This is a genomic window from Streptomyces sp. NPDC002573 (assembly GCF_042889625.1).
Classification (GTDB): Bacteria; Actinomycetota; Actinomycetes; order Streptomycetales; family Streptomycetaceae; genus Streptomyces; species Streptomyces gibsoniae.
Window position 1 is genome coordinate 156771 of record NZ_JBIARC010000006.1, and the last position, 15413, is coordinate 172183.

10 protein-coding genes and 1 pseudogene are annotated in these 15413 nt (G+C 71.4%); 3 read left to right on the forward strand and 8 right to left on the reverse strand.

The features are described from left to right. Positions 1 to 21 precede the first annotated feature (21 nt). From ACFYX0_RS08660 to kdpB, 6 genes and pseudogenes are all read right to left on the reverse strand, one after another. A complete protein-coding gene (locus ACFYX0_RS08660) occupies positions 22 to 1980 on the reverse strand; it encodes an amino acid transporter (RefSeq protein WP_388968000.1) in 1959 nt (652 codons plus the stop codon). A gap of 155 nt (positions 1981 to 2135) precedes the next feature. Beyond that, the gene (locus ACFYX0_RS08665) at positions 2136 to 2498 is read right to left on the reverse strand and encodes a hypothetical protein (protein WP_388968003.1); all 363 of its coding nucleotides are present in this window, start codon (positions 2496 to 2498) and stop codon (positions 2136 to 2138) included. A gap of 28 nt (positions 2499 to 2526) precedes the next feature. Further along, positions 2527 to 2949 carry a GNAT family N-acetyltransferase gene (locus ACFYX0_RS08670; protein ID WP_388968005.1) on the reverse strand — a complete coding sequence of 141 codons (423 nt, stop codon included), beginning with the start codon at positions 2947 to 2949 and terminating at the stop codon, positions 2527 to 2529. Next, a complete protein-coding gene (locus ACFYX0_RS08675; protein ID WP_388968008.1) occupies positions 2946 to 3305 on the reverse strand; it encodes a hypothetical protein in 360 nt (119 codons plus the stop codon). Before ACFYX0_RS08675 ends, ACFYX0_RS08670 begins: the two co-directional genes overlap by 4 nt. A 193-nt stretch (positions 3306 to 3498) precedes the next feature. Beyond that, complete coding sequence (locus ACFYX0_RS08680; protein WP_388968011.1) at positions 3499 to 4308, reverse strand: SDR family NAD(P)-dependent oxidoreductase; 810 nt, start codon at positions 4306 to 4308, stop codon at positions 3499 to 3501. Positions 4309 to 4692: 384 nt separating this feature from the next. Next, positions 4693 to 6852 (reverse strand): annotated as a pseudogene (gene kdpB, locus ACFYX0_RS08685) (potassium-transporting ATPase subunit KdpB). Between the two features lie 652 nt (positions 6853 to 7504). Between kdpB and ACFYX0_RS08690 the strand changes: the two are divergent. Then, positions 7505 to 8917, forward strand: a complete 1413-nt coding sequence (locus tag ACFYX0_RS08690) for a hypothetical protein (protein ID WP_388968014.1) — start codon at positions 7505 to 7507, stop codon at positions 8915 to 8917. Here ACFYX0_RS08690 and ACFYX0_RS08695 read toward each other — a convergent pair. Next, a complete protein-coding gene (locus ACFYX0_RS08695; RefSeq protein WP_388968017.1) occupies positions 8914 to 10488 on the reverse strand; it encodes a Na+/H+ antiporter in 1575 nt (524 codons plus the stop codon). The genes ACFYX0_RS08690 and ACFYX0_RS08695 overlap by 4 nt on opposite strands. A 237-nt stretch (positions 10489 to 10725) precedes the next feature. Here ACFYX0_RS08695 and ACFYX0_RS08700 point away from each other — a divergent pair, with 237 nt between their 5' ends. After that, on the forward strand, positions 10726 to 13221 hold the full coding sequence (locus ACFYX0_RS08700) for an ATP-binding protein (protein WP_388968020.1): 2496 nt from the start codon (positions 10726 to 10728) through the stop codon (positions 13219 to 13221). Further along, a complete protein-coding gene (locus ACFYX0_RS08705; protein WP_388968023.1) occupies positions 13221 to 14006 on the forward strand; it encodes a DUF4118 domain-containing protein in 786 nt (261 codons plus the stop codon). The genes ACFYX0_RS08700 and ACFYX0_RS08705 overlap by 1 nt, the downstream gene beginning before the upstream one ends. Positions 14007 to 14734: 728 nt before the next feature. Here the strand turns inward: ACFYX0_RS08705 and ACFYX0_RS08710 are convergent. Further along, positions 14735 to 15340 carry a transposase gene (locus ACFYX0_RS08710; RefSeq protein WP_388968026.1) on the reverse strand — a complete coding sequence of 202 codons (606 nt, stop codon included), beginning with the start codon at positions 15338 to 15340 and terminating at the stop codon, positions 14735 to 14737. Between the last annotated feature and the right edge of the window lie 73 nt (positions 15341 to 15413).

Genomic DNA, 15413 nt, shown 5'->3' on the forward strand with positions numbered 1-15413 from the left:
ACGCGGCCGCGGGGCCGGTCCTCAGCCGGTGTGCACGCGCGGGCGCCTGACGCGGTTCGGTTCCGCCTCGCGCAGCACCTCTCGGGTGACCGGGGCGACCTCGCCCTGGCCGAAGAGGAAGAAACGCAGGAAGTTGGCGAAAGGGCTGCCCTCGGTCCACTCGAAGTAGATGTGCGGGGTGCAGCCCGTCATGTCCCGGACGTGGAGGAGGAGCGCTGCGAGGGCGTTGGGGATGGAGGAGGACTCCACCGTCAGGACGCGGTAGCGGTTGTGGAGGACCTCGCCGCGCACGGTAAGGCCCGCCTCGAACTCGGAGGGGTCGGTGACCGTGACCTCGACGAAGACGAAGTCCTCCTGCTCGGGCATGTCGTTGTCGGCGCGGATCTGCTCGACCTTGTCGCGGTACTCGGCCTTGTCCCGAACGTCGGGCTCCTTGGCGATGAACCGGATTTTGCGGCTGGACATGTCACGGATGAATCGTTCCGCCATGGCGTCCAGTTCGACGTGTGTGACGCGCAGCTCGAAGGCGCGGGCCAGCCGGGACGCCAGGGAGATGAGGATGATGCCGACGATGAAGCAGGCGCCGATCTTCACGCCGTCGGGGCGTTCGACGACGTTGGCGACGGTCACGTAGAGGAGGACGGCCGAGACGATGGCAAAGCCGATTGTCCAGCCGCGCTGGGCAGCGCGGCGGGAGGCGATGGTCACCGCGATGGCGGCGGAGGACATCAGGACCAGGACCCCGGTGGCGTAGGCGCCGCCCTGCGCGTCGACGTTGGCGTCGAAGATCCAGGTGACCAGGAAGGCGACCAGGGTGAAGACGATGACCATCGGGCGTACGGCGCGGGCCCAGTGCGGGGCCATGCCGTAGCGGGGCAGGTAGCGCGGCATGAGGTTGAGCAGGCCGGCCATCGCGGACGCGCCGGCGAACCACAGGATGGCGATCGTCGAGAGGTCGTAGACCGTGCCGAAGGCGTTGCCCAGGTACTCGTGGGCGAGATAGGCGAGTGCGCGGCCGTTGGCCTGGCCACCCGTCTTGAACTCGTTCGCCGGGATGAGCACCGTGGTAATGAAGGCGGTGGCGATCAGGAACACGCTCATGATCAGCGCGGCGGCCGTCAGCAGCTTCTTGGCGTCCCGGATCCGGCCGGTCGGCTTCTCCTCGGTGTCGTCCGGGTCGCCCTGGACGTGCGGCATGACGGCGACGCCGGTCTCGAAGCCGGACAGGCCGAGGGCGAGCTTGGGGAAGACCAGCAGGGACACGCCGATCATGGCGAAGACGTTGCCGTGCTGGGTGGTCAGGGCGCTGGTCCAGTCGGTGACCACGTGCCCGGCGGTCAGGACGTGCCAGAAGCCGGCGACCACGACCACGGCGTTCAGGGCGAGGTAGACCACGACCAGGACGACCGCGACGCCGATCGCCTCCATGAACCCCTTGAGGAACACCGCGCCCAGCAGCGCCACTAGCAGCAGCGTGATCAGCATCTGCTGGCCGTGCAGGACGTTGGTCAGGTGCGGGTTCTCGATGAGATGGGTGGAGGCGTCCGCGGCCGACAGCGTGATGGTGATCAGGAAGTCGGTGGCGGCGAAGCCCAGCAGGGTCAGGACGAAGAGTTTGCCCTTCCAGAAGGACAGCAGCCGCTCCAGCATCGCGATGGAGCCCTCGCCGTGGGGGCTCTCCTCCGCCACCCGGCGGTACACCGGGAGGGCGCCCGCCAGGGTGACGACGACGAGGACGAGGGTGGCGATGGGGGAGAGCAGGCCGGCCGCGAGGGCGGCGATACCGGGCTGGTAGCCGAGGGTGGAGAAGTAGTCGACGCCAGTCAGGCACATCACCCGGTACCAGCGCTGGCCCTTGTGCGGGGGCTCGGGCTCGGCGTGCGGGCCGGTGTGGCCGCCGTGCTTGCCCATGTCGGACAGGCCCTCCAGCATCCAGGTGCGCAGGCGGCTGGTACTGGGAGGGTGTTCGGTGGTGGCCATGGACGTGCTCTCCTGGTGTGCGGCTCAGCGTGGGGTTCCGGCCATCACACGGACGGCCGCACCAGCGTAAGCAGGGAGTGACGCCTGGGCCCACATGTATGTCCGCTTAACGCGTCAAGACCGCGTTAAGGCCGAGCGTGTCGCGCGCCGCGCCTTCAGGGCCGGACACCCAGCGTCATGTCGTACGACGTTTCCCTGCCGCCCCGCAGCAAGGTGATGCGGATCCGCAGGCTGCTGGCGTCCGGATGCGGGGACGGATGTCCACTGAGGCTCCCGTCGGTGCAGGTGCCGTCCGGGTGGGTGCCATAGGCGCCGCCGCGGTCGTCGTACTCGTTGCCGAGGTCGTCCACGGCCTTCAGGACCGGGAGTACGGGGAGCTCGTCGCCGGACTCTGGCAGCGGGGGCGTGATCCGGTAGTGGAGCGTGAAGGAGTCCTCACCGCGCTTCAGCCGGGTGATCGTGAGCTCGTGGCGGCCTTCGAGGATCGGCAGAGTGAGGAGCAGGGGCTTCCTGGTCATGGGAGTCTCCTTCTTTCCGGGGTGATCGCTAGGCGCTGAGCCGATGGTGTGACACCGGGCTCCCCGCCGCGTAGTGGACGTATTCGCGGACCAGGCGGAAACCGGCGTTCCAGGCCAGGAGGCGGCTGGCGCGGTTGTGGAGGGAGCAGTTCCAGCTGGGTGTGTGGCCGCGGGACGTGATGTCCGCGCACAGGGAGGTGACGCAGGCCAGCGCGAGGTGGTGGCGTCTGCGGTCGGGGACGGTGTAGACGGCCACGTCCTCGTAGCCGGTGCCACGGAAGTAGGTGCAAGCCACAGCGAGGATGCAGCCGTTGCGGCCCACTGCGGCCCAGGCGTGGCCGGAGGCAGTGAAGCCGCGCGGGCCACCCCAGCTGGCCGAGAGCCAGGAGGCGTCCGGGCCGAGTTCCTGCACCGCGTCTGTGTCCGCCGGCTCCAGGCGCCGTACGGTCACGGAGTGCGGGACGGTGGCGGGCTGGGGCGTGGCCTGGAGGTCCAGATCATGCGCTCCCAGGGGGTGAGCCGGTCGAAGGCGGCACCGAGGGCGGGCAGGAGCCGGGCCGGGGCTTCGACGCGGTTGCCGGCCAGCGGGGCGAGGAGTTCCGGCGTCAGCTCTTCCGGGCTGCCGCGGAGCACGACGTGGCCAGCAAAGGAGACGGCGACCGTGCTCGGTTGGACGGGCCGGTCGGCCCACCACCGGCCGACGCCCGTGGCCAGCACGTGTTCGCCGATGGTGGCGGGGCCGGGTGAGTTCGTGGGGAACCAGCGCGCGAGTGCCCGGCGGTCCGGCGGAGAGATCGGGATCGTCAATGCCTCGTAGAGGGTGGGAGATGGGACACGGATCGGACGGGCGACAGGGATTGCCGCTCCCTGTCGCCCGCCCCGGTGGTGCCGCGGTCAGCCCTGGCCGGCCTTGCTGCCGTGGTTGGCACTCTTCCTGCGGCGGTCCTTCTTCTTACGGGCGCGCTTCGACATGTACAACTCCCTCTGTCCCGAACGTTTTTCAGGCGTTGCGGCCGACCAGCAGGTCCGCCAGCTTGTTGAGGCGTTTGACCGTGCGGTCCTCGGTCGCGGCCGGGGACGGTTCGACTCGCTCGTCGCGGTCGTAGTAGGCGCCGTTGACGATCTCCACGGCCGGGTCGCACAGCCGGACCACGTGCGCGGCGCCCTCGGCCGCGGAGACGCCCTCGTGCGAGTACAGGGGCAGGAGCGCGGTGTCGCAGACACCCGGGTGGACGGATACGGCGGTGACGCGTGGGTCGGCCGCGAACACCGTCAGGGCGAGCTGCGACTGGGCGTAGGCGGCGAGGCGGGAGTAGCGGCGGGCGCGGTTGGGGTCGGCCCACTGGATGGAGGCGGTGCGGTGCAGGGAGGAGGAGACGTTGACGACGCGGCCGCCCGGGTCGCTGGTGAGGGCCGGTTCCAGCAGGCAGGTGAGGAGGTAGTGGGCGAGGAAGTTGACCTGGAAGGCGATCTCGTTGCCGTCGGCGGTGACGGTGTGCCGCTCGGGCGCGGCCATGCCGGCGTTGTTGACGAGGACGTCCAGGTGCGGGTGTTCGGCGACCACCTTGTGCGCGAGGGTCTCGACCTCGCCCAGGCGCGCGAAGTCGGCCGCGTAGATGCACAGTTGACCGCCGTTGACGCCGGCGGTGGAGGCGAGACGGTCGGCGGCGGCACGGGCCTCCTCAGCGGTACGACCGTGCAGCAGCACGGTGGCGCCGCGCTGGGCGAGCTGCCGGGCGGTCTCGTAACCGATGCCGGAGGTGGCGCCCGTGACCAGGACGGTACGGGACGAAAGAGCAGAGGTGGGCATGATCCGGTCCGGGGTTGTGGGCACGCCGACGCCGCCCGGTGAGGGGCGGTGGGCATGCGGCGGAGAAGGTGGGTCGAGGGGCGCCGGGAGCCGATCGCGGCGCCCCTCGGGTCTCGGAAAGCGGCGTCGGCGTGACGCGGCGTCAGCGCGGCAGGGCGTCGGCGGGACGCGATGCGGGCGTGGCGCGGCGCTTCCGGTCAGCGCGGCTCGCGACGCGACGGCCGAGCTGGACTCGGCGGCCGGTCGAGGAGGAGCCAGGCGCTGTTCACGTCATCCATGGAAGCCGTGCCGCACACCCCGGGCAAGCCGAAACCCCGAACCATGACGTCCCTCTGACGTGCGCATACGGGTCCTTGACGGGCGAGCCGGACGGACTGGCGGGGTTCAGCCAAGGCCGGGCACCTGTGAGACCAGCAGGTCGATCAGCTTGATGCCGACGAAGGGGAGAGCCAGGCCGCCGAGTCCGTAGACGAGCAGGTTGCGGCGCAGCAGATCGTGGGCGGAGACGGGGGTGTAGCGCACCCCGCGCAGGGCCAGCGGGATCAGCGCCACGATGATCAGGGCGTTGAAGATGATCGCGGAGGTGATCGCGGAGGTCGGGCTGTGCAGGCCCATCACGTTCAGCGACACCAGGCCCGGGTACGAGCCCGCGAACATGGCCGGGATGATGGCGAAGTACTTCGCGACGTCGTTGGTGATGGAGAACGTGGTCAATGCCCCTCGGGTGATGAGGAGTTGTTTGCCGATTTCGACGATCTCGATGAGTTTCGTCGGGTTGGAGTCGAGGTCGACCATGTTGCCGGCCTCCTTGGCGGCCGACGTACCGGTGTTCATCGCCACGCCGACGTCCGCCTGCGCGAGCGCGGGCGCGGGCGCGTCGTTCGTACCGTCGCCGGTCATGGCGACCAGTTTGCCGCCCGCCTGTTCGCGTCCGATCAGGGCGAGTTTGTCCTCGGGGGTGGCCTCGGCCAAGTAGTCGTCCACACCGGCCTCTTCGGCGATGGCGCGGGCGGTGAGCGGGTTGTCACCGGTGATCATCACCGTGCGGATGCCCATGCGGCGCAGTTCGGCGAAGCGTTCGCGGATGCCGTCCTTGACGACGTCTTTGAGGTGGATCAGGCCGAGGACGCGCGGTCCGTCCCAGTCGTGCACCGCGACCAGCAGCGGTGTCCCGCCGGAGGCGGCCACGGCGTCGGCGTACCGCCGCGCCTCAGGCGGCACGTGGCCGCCGTAAATCTGCACCCACTCGATCACCTGCTGCGCGGCCCCCTTGCGGATGGCGCAGACGGCTCCGTTGTCCCAGCGCAGGTCGACGCCGCTCATCCGGGTCTGTGCGCTGAAGGCCACCCAGCGGGCGTTCGCCAACTCACCTTCGGCGGGGGCCCGCAGGCCGTACCGGTTCTTCGCCAGGACGACGACGGAGCGGCCCTCCGGTGTCTCGTCGGCCAGGGAGGAGAGCTGGGCGGGGTCGGCGAGCTGCCGTTCGTCGATGCCGGGCAGCGGGACGAAGGCGGCGGCCTCCCGGTTGCCGAGGGTGATGGTGCCGGTCTTGTCGAGCAGCAGGGTGTTCACGTCCCCCGCGGCCTCGACCGCTCGGCCGGACATGGCGAGCACGTTGCGCTGCACCAGTCGGTCCATGCCGGCGATGCCGATCGCGGAGAGCAGGGCGCCGATCGTCGTCGGGATGAGGGTGACGAGGAGGGCGACCAGCACGGTCGTGGTCTGGGCGGCGCCCGTTTACTCGCCCATCGGCTGCAGGGCCACCACTACCAGGAGGAAGATGATCGTGAGGGAGGCGAGCAGGATGTTCAGGGCTATCTCGTTCGGGGTCTTCTGCCGGGAGGTGCCCTCGACCAGGGCGATCATCCGGTCCAGGAAGCTGTGCCCGGGGCGTGCGCTGACCCGTACGACGATCCGGTCGGACAGGACCGTGGTGCCGCCCGTGACCCCGCTGCGGTCCCCGCCCGACTCCCGGATCACCGGCGCGGACTCACCCGTCACCGCGGACTCGTCGACGGCGGCGACCCCGTCGATCACATCACCGTCGGCCGGAATCATCTCGCCCGCCTCGACCACCACCACGTCCAGCGGCTTCAGGTCGGTGGCGGCGACGGCCTCCGTGCGGGCGGTCCGTGGATCGGTGCCGTAGCTCCAGTGCAGCAGCCGCAGCGCCACCGTGTCCGTACGGGCCCTGCGCAGCGACTCGGCCTGCGCCTTGCCGCGGCCCTCGGCGACCGCCTCGGCGAGGTTGGCGAAGACCACCGTCAGCCACAGCCACAGGCTGATGACCCAGGTGAAGACGGCGGGATGGAGCAGCGCCGACAGCGTGGTCAGGACCGCCCCGACGGACACCACGAACAGGACCGGGTTCTTCACCAGGGCGCGCGGGAGCAGTTTGCGCACCGCCTCGGGGAACGAGCGGACAAGCTGGACCGGTTCGAACAGCCCGCTCGGCGCGCGGCGTCTCCGCCGTCCCTCCGGTCCGGGCCGGGCCGCGCGCTCGGGACGGGACGGGGGAGCCTGCTCGGGGGCAGCGGGAAGCATGGACACCTTCGTGCCTTGTCGGGGAATCGGACAGTCGGGGATCGGACGGAGCGGGCGGTCCGTGCGGTGCCGGGGCCCCGGCACCGCACGGCGGCGCACGGACGCCGGCGAAGAGGCGACGACGAGGCGTCCTGCGCGGGCGCGTGCCCCCTCGGACACGCGCCGGGCCGCCTTCGCGTCACCGCGGAGTGGGGACTCCGCCCGTCGTGCGGGGCCACGGACGTCTGTGGGCCCTGACGCCCGTGGCTCCAGCGGCGGCCGACAGCGAATCTAATCCCGCTCGCCGCTCCGACCGGCGTGGCGGACACGGAATTTGCGGCGCTCATACGGCGCTGCGCGGGCTGCCGTCAAAGTGCCGTCAATCAAAGATGATTCGCCGTCAGGGAGGCGTCAAGACGAGCCATGGGTGGCCGAATCCGGTCGCAGACTGATCACCAACGGGGGACGGGCGACCGTCCGTGGCGGTGACGTTGGAGGGACCGTGACTCTCACGGCCGGATCAGCGCAGGGTCCTCGGACCGAGCAAGGGGCACCGCCACGGACTGTGGTCACCCAGCCCGGGGGCAGCCCCGGACCGCGAAGACGAGGGTATTCGCGGACGGCCGGACCGGGTCCGGGGCTGCGCCCGCGGCAGCGCCTGCGGCGGCAGGCCGTGGCCGCGCGGGCCGCTCTGCGCCGCCGCTTCTGGGCCACCGTGCCCGCGCGGCTGCGCCTTCTGCGCGCGGCCACGCTCCTGCTCGCCACCGCGGTGACGGCGCTGCTGACCGTCGCCGGGCTCGCCGCGAACGGCACCTGGGACAGCGTGGCCGAACGGGACGCCCCGCGTACCACCAGCGCCGCCGACCTCAACCTCGCCCTGAACGACATGGACGCGCAGGCCGCCAACATCCTGCTGTCCAGCGGCGACGCCGGGAAGGGCCGCCTGCAGACCCCGTACGACAAGGCGGTCGGCTTCTACGGGGAAGCCCGGCGCGAGATCGGCCACGACCTCCGGACCCTCGCCGTCGCGGCCCAGGGCGAGCGGTCCGACGAGAAGACCGTGGAGAACCTGACCGACGGCTTCGCTGAGTACCAGGAGCTGATAGGGCGCGCCCTGGAGAATGACGGGCACACCGGCGGCAAGCCGGCCGCCCTGGCCGACTACCGCAAGGCGACCGACCTGCTGCAGGGCAAGCTGCTGCCCGAGTCCCGCACGCTGGTGTCCGCCAACGACCGCGCCTTCGACGCCGAGTACAGCGCCGCCCGCTCCACTCTCTCCGCGCAGCTCGCCGGCACCGCCGCGCTGGGCGTGCCGCTGCTGGCCGCCCTCGGCATCCTCCAGTGGTACCTGACCCGGCGCTTCCACCGGATCCTGAACCCGCCCCTCCTCGCCGCGACCGCCTGCGCCCTGCTCGCGGTGGTCCTCGGCGCGCAGATGCTCACCTCGTCGTCCGGGAACCTGCGCGGCGCCCGCCGCGACGCCTTCGACTCCGTCGTCGCCCTCTCCCGCGCCCGCGCCATCGCCTACGACGCCAACGCCGACGAGAGCCGCTACCTCCTCGACCCGCAGCGCCGCGAGCAGTACGCGCAGTCGTTCCTCGCCAAGTCGCAGAAGCTGTACGGCATCAAGGGCGCGACCCTCGACACGTACGACGCCGGGCTGGCCACCAGCTGGCGGGCGTACCGGACCGACCACCACGACCTGCGCTTCACCGGCGAGTTCCGGCGCGAGCTGGACAACATCACCTTCCCCGGGGAGCGTGCCGCGGCCGAGAAGACCGTGGAGACGTACGCCGTCTACCAGCGCGACGACCGCAGGATCCGCGCGCTGCTGGCGGCGGGGAAGGAGCACGAGGCGGTGGAGTTCTGCATGGACTGGGAGCCGGACACCTCCAACGCGCACTTCGGCGCGTGGATGGCCGCCCTGGACAAGGTGACGGACATCAACCGGGCCCACTTCACGTCCTCGGTGCAGGACGGCCGAGCAGCGGTGAACGACCTGCTCCCCTGGGCGGGCGGACTGCTCCTCGCGGCGATGGTGCTCACCCTGCTCGGACTGCGCCCACGGCTGGCCGAGTTCCGTTAGGCGTCCGCCAGCCGTGCCTCCTCCAGGTCCAGGGAGCGTTGCAGCCGCCGCCGGGTCGTGTCGCTGATGCGGTGCGTGTCGTAGAGGCGCTGCAGTTCTTCGGTCTCCACAGCGATCAGGTCGCGGCGCAGCTGGCGGTAGACGAGGTCGGCGGACTCGGTGGCCGCGGCGGTGCCGTTGCGCTCGGCGAGGCGGTCGCGGGCGTCGTCCAGGCGCGCGTTCAGGCCGCGGCGCAGCCGGTCCAGGACGACCTCCGGCACGACCTCCAGCTCCGCGAGTTCCTCCAGGCGGGCGAGGCCGGCGTGGGCGAGGCGGGAGCGGGCCTCGACCTCCTCGCGTTCGGTGTGGGCGGGCTCCAGGGCGATGCGGGAGGCGCGGACGACCGGGGCGAGGGTGAACCCCTGGACGACCAGCGTCACGACCACCACGGACGTGGTCAGGACGAGGACCAGGGGGCGATCCGCCAGAGCGGTGCCGTCCTTGGCGACCTCGGGAATGGACAGGGCCGCGGCCAGCGGCATCACCCCGCGCGTGCCCGCCCAGGTCAGCACCACCGGCACCCGCCAGTTCATCCGGCCGATCCCGCCCTTGCGCTGCACGACCGCCGACAGGGGAGCGAGCCACAGCATCCGCACGGCGATGAGCGTGGCGGCGACGGCGAGGGCGTACACCGGCCAGGATCGGTCGCCGTCGGCCAGGGCCCGAACCTGCGCGGGCAGCGCCAGACCGATCAGCGAGAAGACCACGCTCTCCAGCAGGAACACCACCGTGCCGTACACCGCGTGCAGCTGGAGCCGTATGCGGGCGTTGGTGAGCCGGTCGCCCCGGCCGCCCAGCACCACCCCCGCGACCACGCACGAGGTCACTCCGGAGGTGTGCGCGGCCTCTGCCAGCAGGTAGGCGGCGTACGGGGTGACCAGGGCGATCACCGTCTCCAGCACCGGTTCCTCGGTACGGCGCCGGATCAGCGCCACCACACCGGCCACGGCCGCCCCGATCACCGTGCCGCCACCGGCCAGCAGCAGGAACTCGCTGCCTGCCGCACCCCAGTTCGCCGCCGCCGACGCCACCGCGATGCCCGCCGCCACCCGGACCAGCACCAGGGAGGTCGCGTCGTTGAACAGGCTCTCCGCTTGGACCAGGACCTGCACCTTGGGCGGCAGGGCGAGGCGCCGGCCGAGCGCGGTCACGGCGACCGGGTCGGTGCTGGCCAGGATCGCGCCCAGCACGAACGCCATCTGCCAGGACAGGGGAGTCACCAGCGCGGCCACTGCGCCGACGGCTGCTGCCGAGGCCAGCACGAGCCCTATCGCGAGGATCCCGACCGGTTTCCACACCGCGCGCAGCTCACGCCAGGGCATGTCCTCGGCGCTGGCATAGAGCAGCGGCGGGAGGACGACCAGCCCGATGATCTCCGGACTGATCTCGATCTGCGGGGTGCCCGGCAGGAGGGCCACGGCGAGACCGGCGACCACGAGCAGGGAGGGTGCGGGCATCCGCCAGCGGCGTGCGAAGGTCGCCACCACGGTGGCCAGAATGACCAAGGCGAGAACCGTACCGACGCTGCGCATGCCGTCCCCCTGGGGCTGAAAAGGGGAGCCACCCTGGCTCCCCTGCCGACCAGACTTCCCGGCACACCGCGGTCACCCTATCGGCCCAGGTCACGTCAAGACAGCGTCAATGTCCTCGGGGCAGGTGCCAAGGATTCGCTAACACGCGTCCCACCCGGCCCTCGGAAGGGCTTCCTTAGGAGCAGTCCCCCTCGACCACGGGGGAGTTGAGCCAGTGAGCGGAGCGCGTCGGCGGCGATGAGTGACGTACGGCCCGGACGATTGAAGGTCTACCTCGGGGCGGCTCCGGGGGTCGGCAAGACTTACCGGATGCTCGACGAGGGACGGCGCCGTGCCTCGCGCGGGGCGGACGTGGTGGTGGGCTTCGTGGAGTGCCACGGGCGCCCGCACACGGAGGCCATGATCGACGGTCTCGAGGTCGTACCACGTACCTCCTGCACCTATCGCGGCGGGGGCTTCGAGGAGATGGACCTGGCCGCGGTCCTCGCCCGCCGCCCGCAGGTCGCGATCGTGGACGAGTGCGCCCACAGCAACGTCCCCGGTGACGGCCGCAACCCCAAGCGGTGGCAGGACATCGAGGAACTGCTCGCCGCCGGCATCGACGTGATCACCGCGGTGAACATCCAGCACCTGGAATCCCTCAACGACGTGGTCGAGAAGATCACCCACGTCCCGCAGCACGAGACCGTGCCCGACGAGGTCGTGCGCCGGGCCTGGCAGATCGAGCTGGTGGACATGCCGCCCGACGGGCTGCGCCGCCGGATGGCGCACGGCAACATCTACGCCCCGGAGAAGATCGACGCGGCCCTCGCCAACTACTTCCGGCCCGGCAACCTGACCGCGCTGCGGCAGCTGGCCCTGCTGTGGGTGGCCGACCGCGTGGACGAGGCGCTGCAGGAGTACCGCTCGCAGCACGGCATCGGCGGGGTGTGGGAGACCCGGGAGCGGGTCGTCGTAGCCCTGACCGGCGGCCCGGAGGGCGACACGCTCGTCCGGCGGGCCGCCCGGATCGCCGCACGGTCCGCCGGCGGCGACCTGCTCGCCGTGCACGTGGCCCGCAGCGACGGTCTGGCCGGGGGCGTCTCGGCCGCCTCCCTCGCCCGGCAGCGCAGGCTCGTGGAGGACCTCGGGGGCAGCTACCACTCCGTCGTCGGCGACGACGTGGCCACCAGCCTGGTGGAGTTCGCCCGCGCCGAGAACGCCACCCAACTCGTCCTCGGCACCAGCAGACGCGGTCGCCTGCAACGTTTCCTGACCGGGCCCGGCACGGGGGAGGCCGTGACCGAGCTGTCCGGCGACATCGACGTCCACCGGGTCACCCACGAGCGGGCCGGACGCGGCACCCTCCTGCCGTCCCGGCGTCGCACGCTCTCCACCGCCCGGCTGATCGCCGGACCGGTGGCCGGGCTCGTCCTGCCAATGCTGCTCACTGCTGTGCTGGCGCAGGTGCGCGGGGCGCTGGACCTGACCAGCGAGGCGCTGCTGTTCCTGCTCGCGGTCGTGGGAGTGGCCTGCATAGGCGGGGTCGCCTCGGCGGTGATCGCGTCGGTGACGGCGTCCCTGCTCCTGAACTACTGGTTCATCCCGCCCATCGGCCGGTTCACGCTCAGCGACCCGAACGCACTGCTCGCCCTCGCCGTGTTCGCGGTCGTCGCGGCCACCGTGGCCGGCGTCGTGGACCGCTCGCTCCGGCTGTCCCGGCGCTCGGCCCGGGCCACCGCCGAGGCCGAGACCATGTCGTCCCTGGCGGGCACGATCGTGCGGGGCGAGGCGACGATTCCGGCTCTGCTGGAGCGCACCCGCGAGACCTTCGGCATGGAGTCGGCGGAGCTGGCGGACGAGCCGCCGGACACCGAGGGGGCCACATCGGTGCCGGCCGGTCCGGGCGCGTACCTGGTGCTTCGGGGCCGTACCCTCTCCTCCTCCGAGCGGCGGGTGCTGGCCGCGTTTGCCGCGCACGTCGGCTCGGCGGTGGAGCGCGCCCGGTTGGCTGAGGCGGCGGCGGAGGTGGAGCCGGTGAAGGCCGCCGATCGGCTGCGCACGGCGCTGCTGCGGGCCGTCGGCCACGACTTGCGTACCCCGCTCGCGGCCGGCTGGGCCGCCGTCACCTCTCTGCGCAGCCGTGACGTCGAGTTCACACCGGAAGACCGCGACGAACTCCTCGCCACCGCCGACGAGTCCATGGCCAAGCTCAACCGCCTCGTGGAGAACCTCCTCGACCTCAGCCGTCTGGAGGCCGGCGCCCTTACTCTGAACCTGCGCCCGACCTCCCTGGACGAGGTCCTGCCGATGGCGCTCGCGGACGTGCCGGAGGCCGAGGTGGCGGACGTGGAGGAGATCCCGGCGGTGCTCGCCGACCCGCCGCTGCTGGAGCGGGTGATCGCCAACCTCGCCTCCAACGCCGCCCGCCACACACCGGCGGGCAAGAGGGTGCTGGTGACCGCCAGTGCCCTGGCCGGCCGGGTGGAGCTGCGGGTCGTGGACCGGGGACCCGGACTGCCCGCGCAGGGCCGCGACCATCTCTTCGAGCCCTTCCAGCGGCTCGGCGACACCGACAACACCACCGGCCTCGGCCTCGGACTGGCCCTGGCGCGCGGTCTGACCGAGGCCATGAACGGCACCCTCGGCCCCGAGGACACCCCGGGCGGCGGCCTCACGATGGTGGTGTCGCTGCCGTTCGCCGCGCAGACCCTGAGCGCCGTACCGACCGAGCAGAACGCAGGAGGTGCGTGATGAGCACAGTGACCGGCACCTGGAGGCTGCACCGTAGGGGAAGGGCCCGCGCCACACTCCGGACCTGGCCGCTGCGCGACCGGATCGCCCTGACGGCCGGTTTCGCCGTCCCCTTCCTGGTGGCCCTCGCCCTCGTCCCCTTCCGCACGAGTGTGTCGCACACCAACGCCGCCCTGATCCTCGTCGTGGTGGTCGTCGCGGTGGCCGCGCTGGGCAGCCGAACGGCGGGCGTCGTGGCCGCGCTGTCGGCGGCGGCCTGGTTCGACTTCTTCCTGACGCGGCCGTACGAGACGTTCGACATCACCGCCTCCAGGGACATCGAGACGGCGGTCCTGCTACTGGTGGTAGGTCTGATCGTGTCCCAACTGGCGGCCCACGCCCGACGGCTGGAGGTGATCACGGTAACCGACGCCGCCCACCTCGCGCGCATCCACCACGTCGCAACCCTCGACGCGGACACCGTGGTCGACGAAGTCCGCCGCGAACTCACCGAACTGCTCCGCCTGAACGCCTGCCGTTTCCAGTACGGCACCCTGCTGGGACAGCCGCCTCGGCTGCAGGACGACGGCAGCGTGACGGTGGGCAGGCGCTCCTGGGACGTGGACGCCGAAGGCTGGCCCGAGGGTGAGATCGAGCTGCGCGTCCACGGCAACGCCCGTTACCTCGGCCGCTTTATGCTCACCCCGGGGCAGGGTCCCGTACCCCCGCTTCAGGCCCGGCTGGTCGCGGCGACCCTGGCCGACCAGACGGGGGCCGCCTTGGACACGTCGGGGCCGGCCCGCTGAGCCGACCCGGAACTCACTCCAGGCCGGAGGCTTTGAACACGGCGCAGGCGGTCTCCCGGTCAACGCGCCGGGGATGCCCCGCAAGGCGGTTGCACCGCACAGCAGTAGCCCGTCGTCGGCGGCCTTTCGTGCGCCCTCGTCCAGGCGCAACCACAGCTGCGGGTTGCGCACCAGGACCTCGGGATCGATCTCGACGCGACCGCCCAGGGCGTCCCGCAGAAGGAGCCTCTGCGAGATGTCGTCCAGGCACCGGACCGACACCAGCAGGTCCGTCCGCACCCGGTGCTCACGCACCAGCCGGCGCGAGGCCAGCCAGTTCCCGCCGGCAGACACCCGGGCGGGATAGAGCACCACGAAGAGCAGACCGGCGAGGGTCAGCCACAGCGCGGTGCGCCACGGGGCGAGCCGCCCCGATCCCCAGTCGACCAGGAGCAGCAGAACGAGCAGTACGCCCGCGCAGCGGACGGAGGTCATCAGCTCCTGTGCCCACCGCAGGTCGTTGGCCGCCTCAACGGCTGGCCCCTCCTGTGTCTCGTCGTGGCGTGCCATGACAACGACGGTAAGGAGCCTGCGAACCCTGACCGGGCCCCTTGATAGGAATCTCACACATCCCTAGCGGCCCTCGATGCCCTGACCCGACCTCATCCGAAGGCGGTTACCGGGATCACACGGCGGTCAAGGTCCCCTCAGGGTCAGGGCTTCGGCGTAGTCGCGTGGCGTCCGGTTGATCACCCGAGGCCGAGGAGTGCGAGGGGGCGGCGAGGGTCGCGGGCGTTGCGGCGGAGGCCAGCCGCGATGTTCTTCACTCCGGCCATGTGGAGGGCTCCGATGGCGAGGGTGCACCAGGTGGCCATCGCGCGCGGTGCGTTGCCGGTCCGCAGCTGGGAGGCGTCCTCGGCAAAGGTGGTGTCGCGGACATGATGCAGGGCCTCGATCTTCCAGTGGTCCCGGATGAGTTCCGCGAGCTGGGCCGCGGTGGCCTGCTCGGCAGTCAGGCTGGTGACGGCGTAGACCGTTTTGAGGGTGGTCTTGCCGGTCTTGCGGTCGGTGTGCCGGCGCTTGATCTGGACGGCCAGGCAGGCTCCGGGGAAGAGGAGGTTGTGCACGGTGGCGGCCTTGATCCGGCGGATCTCGGAGCGGCCGTGGCCGATGCCGTGGGTGCGTCCCTGCAGGGCTGGGGTGCGCCCGCAAGCAGTTCCCCCTACGCCGCAAAGGCCGCCACGATCGCCCTGTCGTGCAGAGGGGCGTGAGTGCGCCGCCAAGATCGCGTCATCCCTCGTCAAGGGGGTGTCAGGGGCAGTTGCTTTCGGTTCCGCTCGGGGTTTCGATGACACCGTTCGGTTTCCGGACCGGAATGCCGAATTTCGATGAGGGTGCGGGCCCCCTCGCTCTGTCGTGCCCGCGTGC

Bases quoted from the DNA above. Each gene is read 5' to 3' on its own strand.
- ACFYX0_RS08680 (WP_388968011.1), bottom strand. From the start codon at position 4,308: ATGCCCACCTCTGCTCTTTCGTCCCGTACCGTCCTGGTCACGGGCGCC.
- ACFYX0_RS08695 (WP_388968017.1), bottom strand. From the start codon at position 10,488: ATGCGCAGCGTCGGTACGGTTCTCGCCTTGGTCATTCTGGCCACCGTG.
- ACFYX0_RS08705 (WP_388968023.1), top strand. From the start codon at position 13,221: ATGAGCACAGTGACCGGCACCTGGAGGCTGCACCGTAGGGGAAGGGCC.
- ACFYX0_RS08665 (WP_388968003.1), bottom strand. From the start codon at position 2,498: ATGACCAGGAAGCCCCTGCTCCTCACTCTGCCGATCCTCGAAGGCCGC.
- ACFYX0_RS08660 (WP_388968000.1), bottom strand. From the start codon at position 1,980: ATGGCCACCACCGAACACCCTCCCAGTACCAGCCGCCTGCGCACCTGG.
- ACFYX0_RS08700 (WP_388968020.1), top strand. From the start codon at position 10,726: ATGAGTGACGTACGGCCCGGACGATTGAAGGTCTACCTCGGGGCGGCT.